The sequence below is a fragment of the Methylobacterium sp. 285MFTsu5.1 genome (genome assembly GCF_000383455.1).
Classification (GTDB): Bacteria; Pseudomonadota; Alphaproteobacteria; order Rhizobiales; family Beijerinckiaceae; genus Methylobacterium.
The window spans coordinates 33,703-49,965 of record NZ_KB911295.1 but is presented as its reverse complement, the minus strand read 5'-3'; the positions used below and the strand labels follow the sequence as shown (position 1 = coordinate 49,965).

Here is a 16,263-nt window from a genome sequence, read left to right as displayed (position 1 = left end):
GGCCGCTCCCGCGGCGCAGCTGTCAGCCGGCGGCGATCCGCCGGCAATGGTCGAGGGCGGCGCCGATCAGGTTGTCGCTCGCCTCGGGCGTGCGGAACGCCGAGTGCGCCGACAGGGTGACGCTGGGCAGGTGCGCCAGCGGGTGATCCGGCGGCAGGGGCTCGACGGTGAACACGTCGAGCCCGGCCCGCGCCACGTGGCCGGTGCGCAGGGCCGCGACCAGGGCGTCCTCGTCGAGCACCGCCCCGCGGGCGGTGTTGATCAGCATCGCGCCGGGCTTCATCGCGGCGATCCGCGCGGCCGACAGGAAGCCGCGCGTCGCGTCGGTCAGGAGCAGGTGGAGCGAGACCACGTCGCTCTTGGCGAGCAGGCGGTCGAGCGGGACGAAGTCGACGCCGGGATGGGTCTTCGGGGTCCGGTTCCAGGCGAGCACCCGCATGCCCACGCCCCGGCAGAGGCGCGCCATCTCGGCCGCGATCCCGCCGAACCCGACGAGGCCGACGGTCTTGCCGGTGAGCTGGATCCCCTCGGTGCGCAGCCAGGATCCGGCGCGCATCGCCCGGTCCATCTCGGGCAGGCCGCGGGCGGCGGCCCACATCAGCGCGAAGGCGCACTCGGCGACCGCGGTGTCGCCGTAGCCCTTGATGGTGTGGACGGTGACGCCGAGGGCGTCCCGGAGCGCCTCCGGGTCCATGTAGCTGCGGGCGCCGGTGCCGAGGAACACGACGTGCTTCAGGCCCGCGCAGGCCCGGGCCACGTCGAGGGGGAGGGCGGTGTGGTCGATCACCGCGGTCTCGGCGCCGTCGAGGATCGCGGGCAGGTCCTGCGGCGCGATTCCGGGATCCGCGTGGACCGCGAAGGGCGGATCGTCCGGCCGCAGCAGCCGCCGGGCCACCGCCGCCAGGGTCTCGCTGGCATCCACGAACACGGCACGCATCGGCGTCTCCCTCATCCTGCCCCGTCCGGCCACGATGCGTCCGGTGCGCGGGCCGTGCCAAGGCCCGATCGGGAATTGCCGCCGTCTCTGCGAGCGGAGCGAAGCGATCCCGTCGGCGCCACGATCTCAGAGGTCGCGCGGCCCTGGCGCGCTTCGCTCCGCTCGCGAGGACGGCTCAGCCGGTGAGCGACAGGCAGAGCGCGAGGAGCGCCAGCACGAGCCCGCCCTGCAGCCAGCAGGCGGTGCGGTAGAGGGCCAGCGCCCGGGCGATGTCGTCGGCCGTGGCGGCGTCCCGGCCGTCGCCCATATGGGCGTCCGGGACGAGGGTGCCGTCATAGACCCGCGGCCCCGCGAGCCGCAGGCCGAGCGCCCCCGCCATGGCGGATTCGGGCCAGCCGGCATTGGGCGAGCGGTGCCGGCGCGCGTCCCGGGCCATGGCCCGGAGCGCCCCGCGCGCGTCGGCGCCGCGCAGGGCCGCCGCCCCGGCGATCAGCAGGCCCGCGAGCCGGGAGGCCGGCAGGTTCACGCCGTCGTCGAGCCGGGCCGCCGCCCAGCCGAAGGCGGCGTAGCGCGGGCTGCGGTGGCCGATCATGCTGTCGGCGGTGTTGACCGCCTTGTAGAGGGCGCCCCCCGGCAGGCCGAGGCAGCCGATCCAGAAGGCCGGCGCCACGATCCCGTCGGAGAAGTTCTCCGCCAGGCTCTCGATCGCGGCCCGGCAGACAGCCGCCTCGTCGAGGCGGTCGGGGTCGCGCCCCACGATCATCGCCACGGCCCGGCGCCCGGACTCGAGGCCGCCCGCGCGCAGGGCCGTCTCCACGGCGGCGACGTGCTGGTGCAGGCTGCGCTGCGCCGGCAGGCTCGCGCCGAGCAGGCCGAGGAGGAGCAGAGCGGGGAGGGGGCCGGCGAGCCCCGCCAGCGCCGCGACGGCGAGGGCGGCCAGGCCCACCGCGGTGAGGAGCAGCGCCAGCGCGAGGCAGCCGGCGACCCGCCGCCGGCGCGCCGAGCCGCGGTTGAGGCCGCGCTCCAGGGCGGTGATCAGCCGGCCGATCCAGGTGACAGGGTGACCGGCCGCCCTGTAGAGCGCGTCGGGATAGCCGGCCGCCGCCTCGATCCCGAGGGCGACGGCGAGGACGGCGAGCGTGTCGGCGAACGTACCGGGCAGATGGACCATTCGGTGTGGAGCGTTCCCGCGCGTGAGGCCGCCCCGATCGCGCATGGCGGCGATCTCGGCGGGCTCCGACAAGCCTTTCCCGACGCGCCGGAGCCCTGGCTCGACCTCTCGACGGGGATCAACCCGGTCCCCTATCCCGTGCCCGCGCTGGAGGCCAGCGCCTGGGCGCGCCTGCCCGAGGCCGCCGAGGTCCGCGCGCTCCGGGAGGCCGCCGCCGCGGCCTACGGCGCGCCGGACGCCGACCACGTCGTGCCCGCGCCCGGCACGCAGGTCCTGATCGAGACCCTGCCCCGGCTCCTGGCCCCGACCCGGGTCGCGGTTCTCGGGCCGACCTACGCCGAGCACGCCGCCGCCTGGGCGCGGGCCGGGCACGCGGTGGCGGAGGTCTCGAGCGTCGACGCCCTCGGCGCGGCCCGGGTGGCGGTGATCGTCGATCCCAACAACCCGGACGGGCGGACCCATCCCCTGGCCGAGCGCCGGGCGCTCGCCGCGGCGCTCGGCCGGCGCGGCGGCCTGCTCGTCGCCGACGAGGCCTTCGCCGACCTCGAGCCGGTGGAGAGCCTGTGCCCGCACGTCTCCGCACCGGACTCGGGGCCCGGCACCGTGGTGCTGCGCTCCTTCGGCAAGACCTACGGGCTCGCCGGCCTGCGCCTCGGCTTCGCGGTCGCCGAGCCCGGCACGGCGGCCCGGATCGCCGCGGCGCTCGGACCCTGGGCGGTGTCGGGCCCGGCCCTGGCGATCGGGCGCGCGGCCCTGTCGGACGCGGGCTGGCGCGTCGAGGCCGCCCGGGCCCGGGCCGCGGATGCGGGCCGCCTCGACCGGATGATCGCCCGGGCCGGCGGCCGGGTCGTCGGCGGCACCTGCCTGTTCCGGACCGCCGATTTCCCCGACGGGCCGGACCTCTACCGGCGGCTGGCGGCGGCCGGCATCGCGGTGCGGCGCTTCGCCGGGCGCCCGGAGCGCCTGCGCTTCGGGCTTCCGCCCGACAGGGCGGGCTGGTGTCGGCTGTCGCGGGTGCTCAAGTAGGCCGAGCCCCCGGCGGGTGCGGGTCGCGGGCCGCCACGAGCACGGCCAGCGCCGAGAAGGCGAGGCCGACCGCGCAGACGCCCGGCCAGCCCACGAGCAGGAAGGCCTGCGAACCGGCATAGGCGCCGAGCGCCCCGAACACGAACAGGGTGGTGAACAGCACGGTGTTGATGCGGCCCCGCGCGCCCGGGACCAGCGCGTAGGCCCGGGTCTGATTGGCGATGAGCGCGCCGTTCATGCCGATGTCGATGAGCAGCACGCCGAGCGCCACCGCGGCGAGCGACCACGTGCCCCCGCCCCACAGGACCACGAAGGACAGGGCGACCAGCAGGCTGCCGCCGAGGACCACGGGCTTCGCGCCCCGGCGGTCGGTGAAGCGGCCCGAGATCGGCGCCACGAAGGCCCCGCAGACGCCGATCACGCCGAACAGCCCGGCCCCGGCGGCGGTGAGGCCGAAGGGCGGCGCCTCGACCAACAGGGCCAGGGTCGCCCAGAAGGCGTTGAAGCCCGCGAACAGCAGCGCCTGCGACAGGCTCGCCGTGCGCAGCACCGGCTGCGTGCGGGCGAGGTGGAGGATCGACAGCATCAGGGCGCGGTAGCGCAGCGGGTGCGTCTGCACCGTGTGGGGGAGGGTGGCCCGCGCGATGCCTGCCATGGCGAGCGCCAGCACGGAGGCGACCAGGAAGACCGGCCGCCAGCCGAGATGCGCCCCCAGGAAGCCGCTCGCCGTGCGGGCGAGCAGGATGCCGGTGAGGAGCCCGGTCATGACCTGGCCGACGATCCGCCCGCGGCTCGCGTCCGGGGCGAGCTCGGCCGCGAACGGGACCGCCTGCTGGGCCGCGCAGGACAGCACGCCGACCACCAGATGGGCGAGCGCGAGGCAGGCGAGGTTCGGCGCGAGGCCCACGGCGAGCAGGGCCAGGGCGAGGCCGAGGCACTGCCCCACGATCAGGGCGCGGCGCGGCAGGGCGTCGCCGAGCGGCACGAGCCCGACGATGCCGAGCCCGTAGCCGACCAGGGCCGTGGTCGGCACCCACAGGGCGGCGCGGTCGCCGAACTCGGCCACGATCAGGCCGAGCAGCGGCTGGTTGTAGTAGATGTTGGCCACGGCCCCGCCGGCGATCAGCGTCAGGCCGAGCCGGGCCTTCGCGTCGAGGGGTGCGGTCACGGCCGGGTCGGGGGCAGGCGGGTGGGCCGCCGCGGGAGAGCCATGGTCGGGTCCGTGTGGGGAGGGCGATCGGAGCGGCGAGCGATACGGGCGGAGCGCGCCGCCGGGCAAGCTGCGGCGATGCATCCCTGCCGGGACGCCCCGGGCCCCTTCACCGGAGCCGGCGGCGCACCATATGCAACAGACGCAGCCGGCGGCGCCCGCATGCCAGCGGGCGCCGCGACCGATGCGCCGGGCGCCGGGCCTCGCGAGGTTTATGGACCGGACTACGAACGAGTGGGCGGTTTCGTTCCGTGCGAACGGCGCCGGGGCCGCCGCAGCAGGGAGTACGGGATGCCGAACTACCGCGTCGACTTCGCCAAGGAGATCCTCGGGGTGCCGTTCACGATCGGCTCGGTCGCGATCGCGCGGGCCCGCGATCCCGAGCGCGCCCGCCGCGCCGCGGAGCTGCGCTTCGCCCGCCAGCACGGCGTCGGCGACTGGCGCGAGCGGGCGGACCTCGCCACCGTGGCCGAGCGGCTCTGACGACCGCCCGGCCGGACCCGTCGCGCGGCCCCACCCGTCACACGATCTTCGTGCCGCTCCCGCACTCTGGGATCCCCGCGTCGGCGACCGGTCAAGCTCTGGTCGCGGCGGCCGCGGCGCCGTAGAATGGCGGGCGGATCGGGACGCCCGCCGGCGTCCGGATCCCGTTCCGTCCGCGCCCGACCGACGAGCCGGCGTCGCGGGACCGGACACGTCTCGAATCCGGGTCATCGGGGGTCAGTGCGAAGGTCATGGCGGCGATCTCCTTCTTCGGCGACCTGCTTCAGACCATCAGCGAGCGCGGCCGCGACCTGATCGGGATCGGGCGCGGCGACATCGCGTCCCGGGCGAGTGCCGGCGACCTCGTCAAGCTCTGCGAGGACCTGATCTCCCGGCGCGGCGAGGCCTCCGGGGTGGCGCTGGCCCGCCTGATCCTCGACCGCTACGCGAGCTTCGGTCAGGCGGAGCGCCACGCCTTCCTGCGGGCCATCGCCCTCGACTTCGACGCGGACCACGCCGCCGTCGACGAGGCCATCGCCGCCTACCGCGCCGCCCCCTCCCGCGCCCGCCTGGGCAGCCTGCACGAAGCCGCCGAGCCGCGCAGCCAGGAGCTGATTCGCCGCCTCAACCTCGCCCGCGGCGGCACGCTCAGCCTCGTGCGGATGCGCGAGGACCTGTTCGACCTGCGCCGGGCCCTGCGCGCCGGCGACGAGGCCGACCCCGCCCTGATGGACGCCGTCGACAGCCTCGACTGCGACTTCGAGCACCTGTTCGCGTCGTGGTTCAACCGCGGCTTCCTCGTGCTGCGCCACATCGACTGGACGACGCCGGCGCACATCCTGGAGAAGATCATCCGCTACGAGGCGGTCCACGCCATCTCCGGCTGGGACGACCTGCGCGCCCGCATCGAGCCGCCGGACCGGCGCTGCTTCGCGTTCTTCCACCCGGCGCTCGCCGACGAGCCGCTGATCTTCGTCGAGGTGGCGCTCACCGACCAGATCGCCCCGGCGATCGCCCCGATCCTGTCGCAGGAGCGCAAGCCGCTGCAGCCGCAGGCGGCCACCACGGCGGTGTTCTACTCGATCTCGAACTGCCAGAAGGGCCTCGCCGGCGTGACCTTCGGCAACTTCCTGATCAAGCAGGTGGTCGAGGACCTGACCCGCGAGGTCCCCACGCTCAAGACCTTCGTGACGCTCTCGCCGGTGCCGGGCTTCGCGGCGTGGCTGGCGCGGGAGCGCCGGGCCGACAGCCCGCAGGGCCTGCTGCCCGAGGATGTAGAGACCCTGCGGGCGCTGGACGACCCGGCCTGGCCGGCCGACAAGGCCCGGGCCGAGACGGTGCGCCGGGCGCTGATCCCGGCCGCGGCCGCCTATTTCCTGCGCGCCAAGAACGAGCGCGGGCGCCCCCTCGACCCGGTGGCCCGGTTCCATCTCGGCAACGGCGCGCGCCTCGACCGGATCAACTTCCTGGGCGACACCTCCAAGAAGGGGCTGGCGCAGTCCCACGGGCTGATGGTCAACTACCTCTACGACCTCGCGGCCATCGAGCGGAACCACGAGACCTACGCCAATCTCGGCACCGTGGTGGCGGCGCCGGCGGTGACCCGGGAACTGCGCGCCAAGCTGCCGCCGCCCCGGGCCGTGGTGCTCGCCGAGGCGTAGGCGTCGCGACTCACCGGGCCGCGCGGACGACGCGCCGCCGGAAAGGGCTCGCCGAGGGGGCCTCCGGGCGGCTATGGGTGCGCGCGACCCATAGCCCGTGATAGCCCAGCCTCACGATGACGAACCACCTCTTCTCCCTGGTGCGGGACGGCGCCGCCGATCCCGCCAAGACCGTGATCGAGACGCCGGACGGGCGCCGCTACGCGTACGCGGACCTGATCGCCCGCTCCGGCGCCTACGCGGCGGCCCTGCGGGCGGCGGGCGTCGCGCCCGGCGACCGGGTGGCCGTGCAGGTCGAGAAGAGCCCCGAGGTGATCTTCCTGTATCTCGGCGCGGTCCGGGCCGGCGCCGTGTTCCTGCCGCTCAACACCGCCTACACCCCGGCGGAGATCGGCTACTTCCTGGGCGACGCCGAGCCGACCGTGTTCGTCTGCGACCCGGGCCGGCGCGACGCGCTCGCCGAGGCCGCCGCCGGCGTCCGGCAGGTCTGGACCCTCGACGCGGCGGGCGGCGGCAGCGCCGCGGAGGCTGCTGACCGGGCCGCCGATGCGGGCGCCGCCTTCGCGGACGTGCCCCGGGGTCCGGAGGATCTCGCGGCGATCCTCTACACCTCGGGCACGACCGGGCGCTCCAAGGGCGCCATGCTGACCCACGACAACCTCGCGTCGAATGCCCGGACGCTGGTCGCGTACTGGCGCTTCACCGCCGACGACGTGCTGATCCACGCCCTGCCGGTGTTCCACACCCACGGCCTGTTCGTGGCGACCAACACGGTGCTGGCGAGCGGCGGCTCCATGCTGTTCCTGCCCCGGCTCGACCCGAAGCTGATCCTGAGCCTGATGCCGCGGGCGACCGCCCTGATGGGCGTCCCGACCTTCTACACCCGGCTCCTCAAGGAGCCGGGCCTGACGCCGGAGGCGGCCCGGGGCATGCGCCTGTTCGTGTCGGGCTCGGCGCCGCTGCTCGCCGAGACGCACCGGGAATGGCAGGCCCGCACGGGTCACGCCATCCTCGAGCGCTACGGCATGACCGAGACCAACATGAGCACCTCGAACCCCTACGCGGGGGACCGGGTCGCCGGCACGGTGGGCTTCCCCCTGCCGGGCGTGTCCCTGCGGGTGGTCGATCCCGAGACCGGCGCGGCCCTCGGGCCCGACGCGGTCGGCATGATCGAGGTGAAGGGCCCGAACGTGTTCCAGGGCTACTGGCGCATGCCCGAGAAGACCGCCGCCGAGTTCCGGGCCGACGGGTTCTTCATCACCGGCGACCTCGGCAAGGTCGACGGCCGGGGCTATGTCCACATCGTCGGGCGCGGCAAGGACCTGATCATCTCGGGGGGCTTCAACGTCTACCCGAAGGAGGTCGAGACCGAGATCGACGCCCTGCCGGGCGTGGTCGAATCCGCCGTGATCGGCCTGGCGCACCCGGATTTCGGCGAGGCCGTCACCGCCGTGGTGGTGGGCGGCGCCGGCTGCCCGGACGAGGCCGGCGTGCAGGCCGCCCTGGAGGGGCGCCTCGCCCGGTTCAAGTGCCCCAAGCGGGTCCTGTTCGTGGACGAGTTGCCGCGCAACACGATGGGCAAGGTCCAGAAGAACCTGCTCCGCGAGGCGCATGCGGGGCTGTACCGGGACTGACGCGCCGTCCTGTCAGGAGGGTCGACGGAGCGAGGATCCGGCCACCGCGTCGCTGCGAGCGGAGCAATCCAGGCGGCGCCACGCTGCTCGACGTCGCGCAACTCCGGGGCACGTCGCCTCGCCCGGGATGACGGCGCCGAGGCCCCCACGGAGGGGCCTCGGCCACCGAATCAGAGATTGTGCTGCGTCCGCTCGCCCGCGGGCGGCGTGTGGCTCTCCGGATCGACCACCTTGCGGGCGGCGGCGTTGAGATTGTCCGGGTCGAGGGCGGTCTGGACGAACTCGCGGCCGATATTGGTCACCTCGCGGGCGTAGCGCAGGCCCTGGTCGCGGACCTCGTCGGCCCAGGGACCGATGCTCCGGTCCTCCTGGCGGGTGCGCGGCAGCAGCGCGCCGAGGAGCAGGCCCGCGGCCACGCCGACGACGCCGACGAGGAGCGGGTTGTCGTCCACGAAGCGCTCGACGGCGGTGCGCCCGCGGTTGATCCCCTCGATCCCCTGGTTGGTCAGGTCGTCCAGCGCCCGCATGTTGCGGCGATGGAGGGCGCCGGCCCGCTCCCGGGCCTCGTCGTAGGCCGCGGTGGCGCGGTCGCGCGCCTGATCGGCCGCCCCGCCGAGGCGGTCGTTGATGTCGTCGGCGAGGCCCGAGACGGTGCGGCGCGCCTGCCCGGCGAACTCGGTGGCCCGGTCGCCCGCCACCCGGATGCCGTCCTTCGCGGCCGAAGCGGCGTCCTGGGCAGCGTCCTGGGCAGCGTCCTGGGCAGTGTCATGGGCGGCGTCGTGCGAGCCCGTCGCCGCGCCGGGCCGAAGCGGGTCGTGCAGGCCGCGCGGATCCGGCCGGAGGGTGAAGTCGCCCGCGGCGGTGCCGGGCGCGCCCGGGTCGCCGAGGCCGGTCGGATCCGGCCGCAGGCTCTTGTCGTCGGCGCCGTGCGGCATCCCCGCCGCGGCGGCGAGCTGCTCGGGGGTGCTGGAGGGGATACCCGGCTTGTCGGTCATGGCGCTGTCCTCAGATGTCGGTCTCGCCGGCCCGCCTTCGGTGCCGGTCTGCCCGGTCGTCCGGCCGGGCGGCACGGTGTCTCGTCCCGGATCCGGCCGGACCCGGACGGGTCCGGTCCTCAGATCTCGGTCGTGTCCAGCGGATCGCGGGCCGGGCGGACCGTCGGGCGGTCGGGGTCGTAGCCGCGCGCCGCGCCGGTGTTCAGGGTGGGCACGCGCTCGGCCGAGACCTCGGTGCGGCGGCGCTGGGCGTCGCGGGCCATCCGGTTGAACAGCAGGCCGACGCCTGCCGCGATCAGCAGCACCGGCACGGGATTGCGGCGCACCGCCTCCAGGGCCGAATCGTAGGTCGTGTTCAGCGCCGGCACCCGCCGGGCATTGCCCAGCATCTCGTCCACGAGATTCGGCACCGAGAGCCGGCCCTGGATGCGGTCGATCGTATCGTCGAGCCGGGCGCGGCTCTCCTCGATCTCCTTCTCGAGGTCGTTCATCGTACTCATCCGGACACGCGCTCCGAGAGGGCCTGGGCATCCTGGCGGACCTGGCGCGTCGTGCGCTTCGGGGCCAGGGTCGAGAGGGAGAGGACGCTGCGCGCCCACAGGGCCATCCCGAGGGCGAGGAGCAGCAGAACGCCGCCGACGATCAGGGCCGAGAGCCACTCGGAGCCTACGATGGTGGCGAGCCACTTCACGAAGGCGCCGATCAGCACCAGCAGGGCGACCACGGCGAACACCGCCGAGCCGACCATGCAGGCGAGGCCGACGATGAGCTGGCGGACGTTGCCGGCCATCTCGGCCCGGAACAGCGCGATCTCCTTGCGGGCGAGCTCGTTGGTCTCCCGCAGGGCGTCGCCGATCAGGCTCTGGATGCTGGAGGGGCCCGTGGCTGGGCCCGTGGAGGGGCCCGTCTGGCGCGGGTCGGAGCCGTAGGTCATGGCGTCAGGCCCGGAAGCTGTCGCGGGCGTCGCCGTCCGGCGCCTCCGGCGGCAGGCTGGACGACTTGATGAAGCGGGCGGCGATCAGGCCGGCCACGAAGGTCCCCACGGCCACCGCCACCGGCGCGCGCCGGGCGAAGGACTCGGCCTCGCTGTAGAACTCGCCGAGGCTGCGGCGCTCGATCGAGGAGCCGAGTTGCTCCAGCCCGTCGGCGGCGCTGTCGAAGAAGGCGCGGACGTTCGGCTTGTCGCCGAGATCGCGGCCGGAATTGCGGATCGTCTGCGCCAGGTCGTGGACCGACTGCGCGGCGTCGCTCTTGCGCTGCTCGACGTAGCTCTGCGCCTGCAGCCGGGCCGCGTCGAGCAGGCCGCGCCCGCGCTCGGCCGCCACGTCGGCGAGCCCCTCGACGTCGCCCTGGAGGGCCCGCCACTGCGCGCGCTCCTCCCCGGCGGTGTGGGGCGCGTCGTGCGGCGCGGCGTGCGGCCCCTCGCGGTGCGGATCCGCGATCGGATCCGCGGGGGTGCCTTGCGGTAACTCGTTGCCGGCCATCTCGAAAACACTCCTCGCGGCGCGGGAACGGGGCCGCTCGCGGCGGCCGCGGGCCCCGCGATGGCTGAGTAACCGACTCGGCTGTCGCGGGTTCCGGTCCCTGTGCGCCCTTCCGATGCATGCGCGGGGTCCGGCGCGACGGGCGGCACCGCTCACGCGCCGTTCAGGCAAGATCTGCCAGAACCGCCACGCTTGTACAACGCTCGCATGGGGCGCCCGACCGGGGCGCCCGACCGGGACGGAGCGGCCGCCCTGTCCCGGAACGGCAGGGCCTCGACTTGACCCGCGCCCGGCTTCACGCTTGGGTTGCGGGACGACCGACAAAGGATCGCGCAGGGCCTCCGCGCGTTCTGACATAGTAGTGACGTCCCGATGCAGGCGCGGCGATATCCTCGACCCGACCCGCGCCCCTGATCCGGAGCCGACCCGCGTGGCACGCCTTGTGATCGTATCGAACCGCGTCGCCGTCCCGGAGGAGGGCGGCAAGGCGGTGGCGGCGGGCGGCCTCGCCGTCGCGGTCAAGGAGGCCTTCACGGCCTACGAAGGTCTGTGGTTCGGCTGGAGCGGCACCATCACGGACGAGCCGTCCGAGGAGCCGACGCTGATTGATCGGGGCCGGGTCCAGTACGCCGTCGTCGACCTCTCGCCGCAGGATCACCTGGAATACTACGCCGGCTTCGCGAATCGCGCCCTGTGGCCGATCATGCATTACCGGCTCGGGCTCGGCGCCTTCTCGCGCTCGGACTATGCCGGCTACAGCCGCGTGAACCGGACCTTCGCGCGGGCGCTGGCCAAGCTGGTCGAGCCCGACGACATCATCTGGGTCCACGATTACCACCTGCTGCCGCTCGCCGCCGAGCTGCGCGGACTCGGGCTCGACAACCCGATCGGCTACTTCCACCACATCCCCTGGCCCGCCGCCGACGTGTTCAACTCGCTGCCGGCGAGCACCGAACTACTGCGCGCCATCGTCGACTACGACCTGATCGGCCTGCAGACCGAGGCGGACGTCCAGAACCTGCAGCGCAACCTCGTCGATACCCAGCGGGCGATCCCGCTCGGCGGCGGCTCGCTGATGGTCGACGGCCGCCGGACCCGGATCCGCGCCTTCCCGATCGGCATCGACGTCGCGGGCTTCAAGGAGGCCGCCGAGAAGGCCAATTCCAACAAGGTCGTGCGCGAGACCATCGCGGGCCTGCGCACCCGCAAGCTGCTGATCGGCGTCGACCGGCTCGACTATTCCAAGGGCGTGCCCGAGCGGATGGAGGCGGTGGAGAGCTTCTTCGCCTCGAATCCCGACCAGCGCGGCAACGTCACCTACATCCAGATCACGCCGAAATCCCGCAGCGAGGTGCCGGAATACGAGCAGCTCGCCCGCGAGGTGAACGAGAAGGTCGGCGAGATCAACGGCTCGCTCGGCGACCCGGCCTGGACGCCGATCCAGTACATCACCAAGGCCTATCCGCGGCCCGTGCTGGCCGGCCTCTACCGGGCCGCCCGGGTCGGGCTCGTCACGCCGATGCGCGACGGCATGAACCTCGTCGCCAAGGAGTACGTCGTCGCCCAGAGCGAGGACGATCCGGGGGTGCTGGTCCTGTCGAAATTCGCCGGCGCCGCCCGGCAGCTGCCCGAGGCGCTGCTGATCAACCCCTACGACCGGTTCGAGGTCGCCGAGGCGATCCGCGCGGCCCTCTACATGCCGAAGGCCGAGCGGCTGGCGCGCTGGAAGCCGATGGTCGAGCGCATGACCCGCGAGGACGTCGACTGGTGGGCGCGCAACTTCCTGGCGGAACTCGAGAACTTCCGCACGGTCGAGCGCGAGCCGCCCACCGCCGCCGCGGCCGCCGAATAGCCGGCGCCTCCCGCTGCTCCCGCCCGCCGCCATCCGTGTGACCGGACGCCCCGCATGATCGCCGTCGACGACGGGGTACCGGCACCGCTCGGCGCCCATTTCGACGGGCGCGGCGTCAACTTCGCCCTGTTCTCCGAGCACGCCACCGCGGTCGACATCTGCCTGTTCGAGCCGGGGGAGCGGCACGAGACCCGCACGGTGCGGCTGCCCTGCCGGACCGACGACGTCTGGCACGGCTACCTGCGCGGCGTGCTGCCGGGCCAGCTCTACGGCTACCGAGTGCACGGCCCCTGGGACCCGGCGGCGGGCCACCGGTTCAACGCCTCGAAGCTCGTCCTCGACCCCTACGCGCGGGAGATCCGCGGCCGGATCCGCTGGCACGACGCGCTCTACGGCCACCGCCGGGGCGGCGGGCGCGAGGACCGGATCGACCGGCGCGACAGCGCGGTCTACATGCCGCGCTGCGTGGTCACCGCGCCGGAGGTGCCCGACCTCGCCCTCAACCCGGTCCGCCGGCCGCTCGCCGAGACGGTGGTGTACGAGGCGCACGTCAAGGCGCTGACCCGCACCCATCCCGACATTCCCGAGGCGGAGCGCGGCACCTACGGGGCGCTCGCCCACCCGGCGATCATCGAGCACCTCGTCAAGCTCGGCGTCACCGCCCTGGAGCTGCTGCCGATCCAGGCCTTCGCGGACGACCGCTTTCTGGTGGAGAAGGGGCTCGTCAATTTCTGGGGCTATCAGCCACTGGGCTACTTCGCCCCGGAGCCGCGCTACCTGGGGGAGGGCGGCCTCGGCGGCCTGAAGGCGGCGATCCGGGAGCTGAACGCCGCCGGGATCGAGACCTGGCTCGATGTGGTCTACAACCACACCGCCGAGGGCGACCATACCGGCCCGACCCTGTCGTTCCGCGGCATCGACAACGCCAGCTACTACAAGCTCGATCCCGCCGACCCGCGCCGCAACCGCGACTGCACCGGCTGCGGCAACACCTTCGACGCGAGCCACCCGCGGGTGATGCAGCTCGTGCTCGATTCGCTGCGCCACTGGGTCACCGCCTACGGCATCGCGGGCTTCCGCTTCGACCTCGCCTCGAGCCTCGGGCGGGCGCCCTTCGCCTTCACCCCGCAGGCGGCGTTCTTCCAGGCCGTGGCGCAGGACCCGGTGCTGGCGCGGGTCAAGATGGTGGCCGAGCCGTGGGATGTCGGGGAGGGCGGCTACCAGCTCGGCGGCTACCCGCGCGGCTGGAGCGAGTGGAACGACAAGTTCCGCGACGCCGCCCGGGGCTTCTGGAAGGGCGATTCCGCCACGCTCGCCAAGGTCACGCAGGGGCTGACCGGCTCGCGCGAGGTGTTCGCCCCGTCCGGGCGCTCGCCGCTGGCCAGCGTCAACTTCATCGCCAGCCACGACGGCTACACGCTCGCCGACACGGTGTCGTACGAGGAGAAGCACAACGAGGCCAACGGCGAGGACAACCGCGACGGCCATAACCACAACGTCAGCCGCAACTACGGCGTCGAGGGCGACACCGACGACGCGGCGATCCTGGCGCTCCGCGCCCGCCAGAAGCGCAACATGCTGGCGACGGTGATGCTGGCCCAGGGCGTCCCGATGCTGCTCATGGGCGACGAGCGCTCCCGCAGCCAGGGCGGCAACAACAACGCCTACGCCCAGGACAACCCGACGAGCTGGATGGACTGGAGCGTCGATCCGGATCCGGCCCTCACGGACTTCGTGGCCAACCTGCTGGCCCTGCGCCGGGCCCAACCGGCCCTGCGGCGGCGGCGCTTCTTCACGGGCGCGCTGATCGACCCCGACGAGCCCCTGCGCGACGTGCACTGGCTCTCCCCCGAGGGCATCGAGATGGAGGTCCGGCACTGGTCCGACGACGGGCTCCAGGTGTTCGGCATGCAGATCGGCAACGACGGCGACCCGGGCGAGCGCCTGCTGATGCTGTTCAATGCCGGGGCGGAGGCCGTCAGCTTCCGCCTCGCCCCGGTGATCGGCGGCCCGTGGACGCCGGCCTTCGACACGGGCGAGCCCGCGGGCGCCCGCACCCCCGGCGCGCCGGCGATCGCGGCCGGGACCGCCGTGCCGCTGCCGGGCCGCACGGTCCTGGTGCTCACCGCGCCGGGCACCGAGACCGGCAACCGGGGCGGCTGGGTGCCGGGCCGGTAGGGGCGGGGCGCCTCAGGGCCGGCCGGAATCGGCCGGACGGCGCCGTCAGTCGAACAGGCTGGAGACGCTGGATTCGGTCGCGGTCCGGCCGATCGCCTCGCCGAGCAGCGGCGCGATCGTCGCCACCCGGATGTTGCGGGCGAGCTTGACGGCCTGCGTCGGCTGGATCGAGTCGGTGATCACCAGCTCCTTCATCCGCGAGGCGGCGATGCGCGAGACCGCGCCGCCCGACAGCACGCCATGCGTGATGTAGGCCGAGACGTCCTTGGCGCCGGCGTTGAGCAGGGCCTCGGCGGCGTTGACCAGGGTGCCGCCCGAATCGACGATGTCGTCCACGAGAATGCAGGAGCGGCCCTCGACCTCGCCGATGATGTTCATCACCTCGGACTCGCCGGGGCGCTCGCGGCGCTTGTCGACGATGGCCAGCGGGCAGTCGATCCGCTTGGCGATGGCCCGGGCCCGGACCACGCCGCCGACGTCCGGCGAGACCACCATCCGGTCGGCGCTCGGCAGCCGCTCCTTGATGTCGCGCACCATCACGGGGGCGGCGAACAGGTTGTCGGTGGGGATGTCGAAGAAGCCCTGGATCTGGCCGGCGTGGAGGTCGAGGGTCAGGACGCGGTCGGCGCCCGCCTCGGTGATCAGGTTCGCCACCAGCTTGGCCGAGATCGGGGTGCGGCCGGAGGTGCGCCGGTCCTGCCGCGCGTAGCCGAAATACGGGATCACCGCCGTGATGCGCCGGGCCGAGGACCGGCGCGCGGCGTCGATCATGATCAGCAGCTCCATCAGGTGGTCGTTCGCCGGGAACGAGGTCGACTGGACAATGAACACGTCCTCGCCGCGCACGTTCTCCTGGAGCTCGACGAAGATCTCCATGTCGGCGAAGCGCCGGACCATGCACTTGGCGAGCGGCAATTCGAGATAGGCCGCGATCGCCTCGGCCAGGGGCCGGCTGGCATTCCCGGCGATGATCTTGATCGAGGATTTCATGGGCGGCCGCTCGCTCGCGGCCGGACCTCCCGCCGCTCTTGTTCAGACCGGTCTCCCGAGGAGCCGGAACGATCCGATGACGGGCGAGGCTCTTAGCAGCGGGCCGGAAGTGTCACAATGCCTTCACGGCCGCGCCCTCACCGCGCTCTTACCCCGCTCTCACCGCGGACGCGCGCGGCGGACCCGGCCCCGGACCCGGGTTCGGATCCCCGCGCGCCCGGTCCCCTCAGGGGGCCGGCGGCTCCAGCAGCCGGTGCAGGTGCACCACGAAGTAGCGCGTCTGCGCGCTGTCGACGGTGGCCTGGGCCTTGGCCCGCCACGCGGCCTGGGCGGTGGCGTAGTCCGGGAAGATGCCGACGATGTCGAGGTTCTTGATGTCCCGGAACCGGACCCCGTCGAGATCCTGCAATTCACCGCCGAAGACCAAGTGCAGTCTCTGGTCGCTGTCGATTTCCGTCGTCATGGCCCGTCCTCCGTTCCTGCGCGGCGCTCGCAAATGGCGGGCCCGCGGTCAAGCCTGAACATCCGCAGGCGAGCCCCCAATCCGCCGCAGGTCTGCGGCGGCCGGGCGAGGGGCCCGGCCGGGGGGCTGAGCGTAGCGGCGCGGTGGATGCGCAACACCGGACGCGCCGTGCTACGAGC

Annotated in this window: 15 protein-coding genes; 6 read left to right on the top strand and 9 right to left on the bottom strand. The window is 73.8% G+C overall.

The window, feature by feature from the left end; translation table 11 throughout:
• Window positions 1-22 precede the first annotated feature (22 nt).
• Both H288_RS0126450 and cbiB read right to left on the bottom strand, forming a co-directional pair.
• Window positions 23-937, bottom strand: coding sequence for an NAD(P)-dependent oxidoreductase (locus tag H288_RS0126450; protein ID WP_020095587.1), 915 nt, complete (start codon window positions 935-937; stop codon window positions 23-25).
• Window positions 938-1,112: 175 nt separating this feature from the next.
• Window positions 1,113-2,108, bottom strand: coding sequence for an adenosylcobinamide-phosphate synthase CbiB (gene cbiB / locus H288_RS0126445; protein ID WP_020095586.1), 996 nt, complete (start codon window positions 2,106-2,108; stop codon window positions 1,113-1,115).
• Between cbiB and cobD the strand changes: the two genes are divergently transcribed.
• Window positions 2,100-3,134, top strand: coding sequence for a threonine-phosphate decarboxylase CobD (gene cobD, locus H288_RS0126440; protein ID WP_051123785.1), 1,035 nt, complete (start codon window positions 2,100-2,102; stop codon window positions 3,132-3,134). The two genes, cbiB and cobD, sit on opposite strands and share 9 nt — an antisense overlap.
• Here the strand turns inward: cobD and H288_RS0126435 are convergent.
• The gene (locus H288_RS0126435) at window positions 3,127-4,302 is read right to left on the bottom strand and encodes an MFS transporter (protein ID WP_020095584.1); all 1,176 of its coding nucleotides are present in this window, start codon (window positions 4,300-4,302) and stop codon (window positions 3,127-3,129) included. The two genes, cobD and H288_RS0126435, sit on opposite strands and share 8 nt — an antisense overlap.
• Window positions 4,303-4,635: 333 nt before the next feature.
• Between H288_RS0126435 and H288_RS0126430 the strand changes: the two genes are divergently transcribed.
• The 3 genes from H288_RS0126430 to H288_RS0126420 all read left to right on the top strand — a co-directional run bounded on the left by H288_RS0126430 (window position 4,636) and on the right by H288_RS0126420 (window position 8,122).
• Window positions 4,636-4,827, top strand: coding sequence for a hypothetical protein (locus H288_RS0126430; RefSeq protein ID WP_012318462.1), 192 nt, complete (start codon window positions 4,636-4,638; stop codon window positions 4,825-4,827).
• 251 nt (window positions 4,828-5,078) lie between these two features.
• Entirely contained in the window at window positions 5,079-6,488 is a 1,410-nt protein-coding gene (locus H288_RS0126425; RefSeq protein ID WP_020095583.1) for a malonyl-CoA decarboxylase, read from the top strand.
• Window positions 6,489-6,604: 116 nt separating this feature from the next.
• Window positions 6,605-8,122, top strand: coding sequence for a malonyl-CoA synthase (locus tag H288_RS0126420; protein ID WP_020095582.1), 1,518 nt, complete (start codon window positions 6,605-6,607; stop codon window positions 8,120-8,122).
• A gap of 170 nt (window positions 8,123-8,292) precedes the next feature.
• On the opposite strand, the gene H288_RS32855 is transcribed toward H288_RS0126420, so the two are convergent.
• The 4 genes from H288_RS32855 to H288_RS0126400 form a co-directional block, all read right to left on the bottom strand.
• Window positions 8,293-9,117 carry a hypothetical protein gene (locus H288_RS32855; protein WP_020095581.1) on the bottom strand — a complete coding sequence of 275 codons (825 nt, stop codon included), beginning with the start codon at window positions 9,115-9,117 and terminating at the stop codon, window positions 8,293-8,295.
• A 119-nt stretch (window positions 9,118-9,236) separates the two neighbouring features.
• On the bottom strand, window positions 9,237-9,608 hold the full coding sequence (locus H288_RS0126410) for a DUF3618 domain-containing protein (protein WP_020095580.1): 372 nt from the start codon (window positions 9,606-9,608) through the stop codon (window positions 9,237-9,239).
• A gap of 5 nt (window positions 9,609-9,613) precedes the next feature.
• Window positions 9,614-10,051, bottom strand: a complete 438-nt coding sequence (locus tag H288_RS0126405) for a phage holin family protein (protein ID WP_020095579.1) — start codon at window positions 10,049-10,051, stop codon at window positions 9,614-9,616.
• A gap of 4 nt (window positions 10,052-10,055) precedes the next feature.
• A complete protein-coding gene (locus H288_RS0126400) occupies window positions 10,056-10,601 on the bottom strand; it encodes a hypothetical protein (protein WP_020095578.1) in 546 nt (181 codons plus the stop codon).
• Between the two features lie 430 nt (window positions 10,602-11,031).
• On the opposite strand from H288_RS0126400, the gene H288_RS0126395 reads away from it, so the two are divergent.
• A complete protein-coding gene (locus tag H288_RS0126395; RefSeq protein WP_026605310.1) occupies window positions 11,032-12,453 on the top strand; it encodes a trehalose-6-phosphate synthase in 1,422 nt (473 codons plus the stop codon).
• 54 nt (window positions 12,454-12,507) lie between these two features.
• Window positions 12,508-14,631, top strand: coding sequence for a glycogen debranching protein GlgX (gene glgX, locus H288_RS0126390; protein WP_020095576.1), 2,124 nt, complete (start codon window positions 12,508-12,510; stop codon window positions 14,629-14,631).
• Window positions 14,632-14,676: 45 nt separating this feature from the next.
• On the opposite strand, the gene H288_RS0126385 is transcribed toward glgX, so the two are convergent.
• On the bottom strand, window positions 14,677-15,621 hold the full coding sequence (locus tag H288_RS0126385; protein WP_012318471.1) for a ribose-phosphate pyrophosphokinase: 945 nt from the start codon (window positions 15,619-15,621) through the stop codon (window positions 14,677-14,679).
• A 226-nt stretch (window positions 15,622-15,847) separates the two neighbouring features.
• Complete coding sequence (locus tag H288_RS0126380; protein ID WP_020095575.1) at window positions 15,848-16,084, bottom strand: DUF4170 domain-containing protein; 237 nt, start codon at window positions 16,082-16,084, stop codon at window positions 15,848-15,850.
• Window positions 16,085-16,263 lie beyond the last annotated feature (179 nt).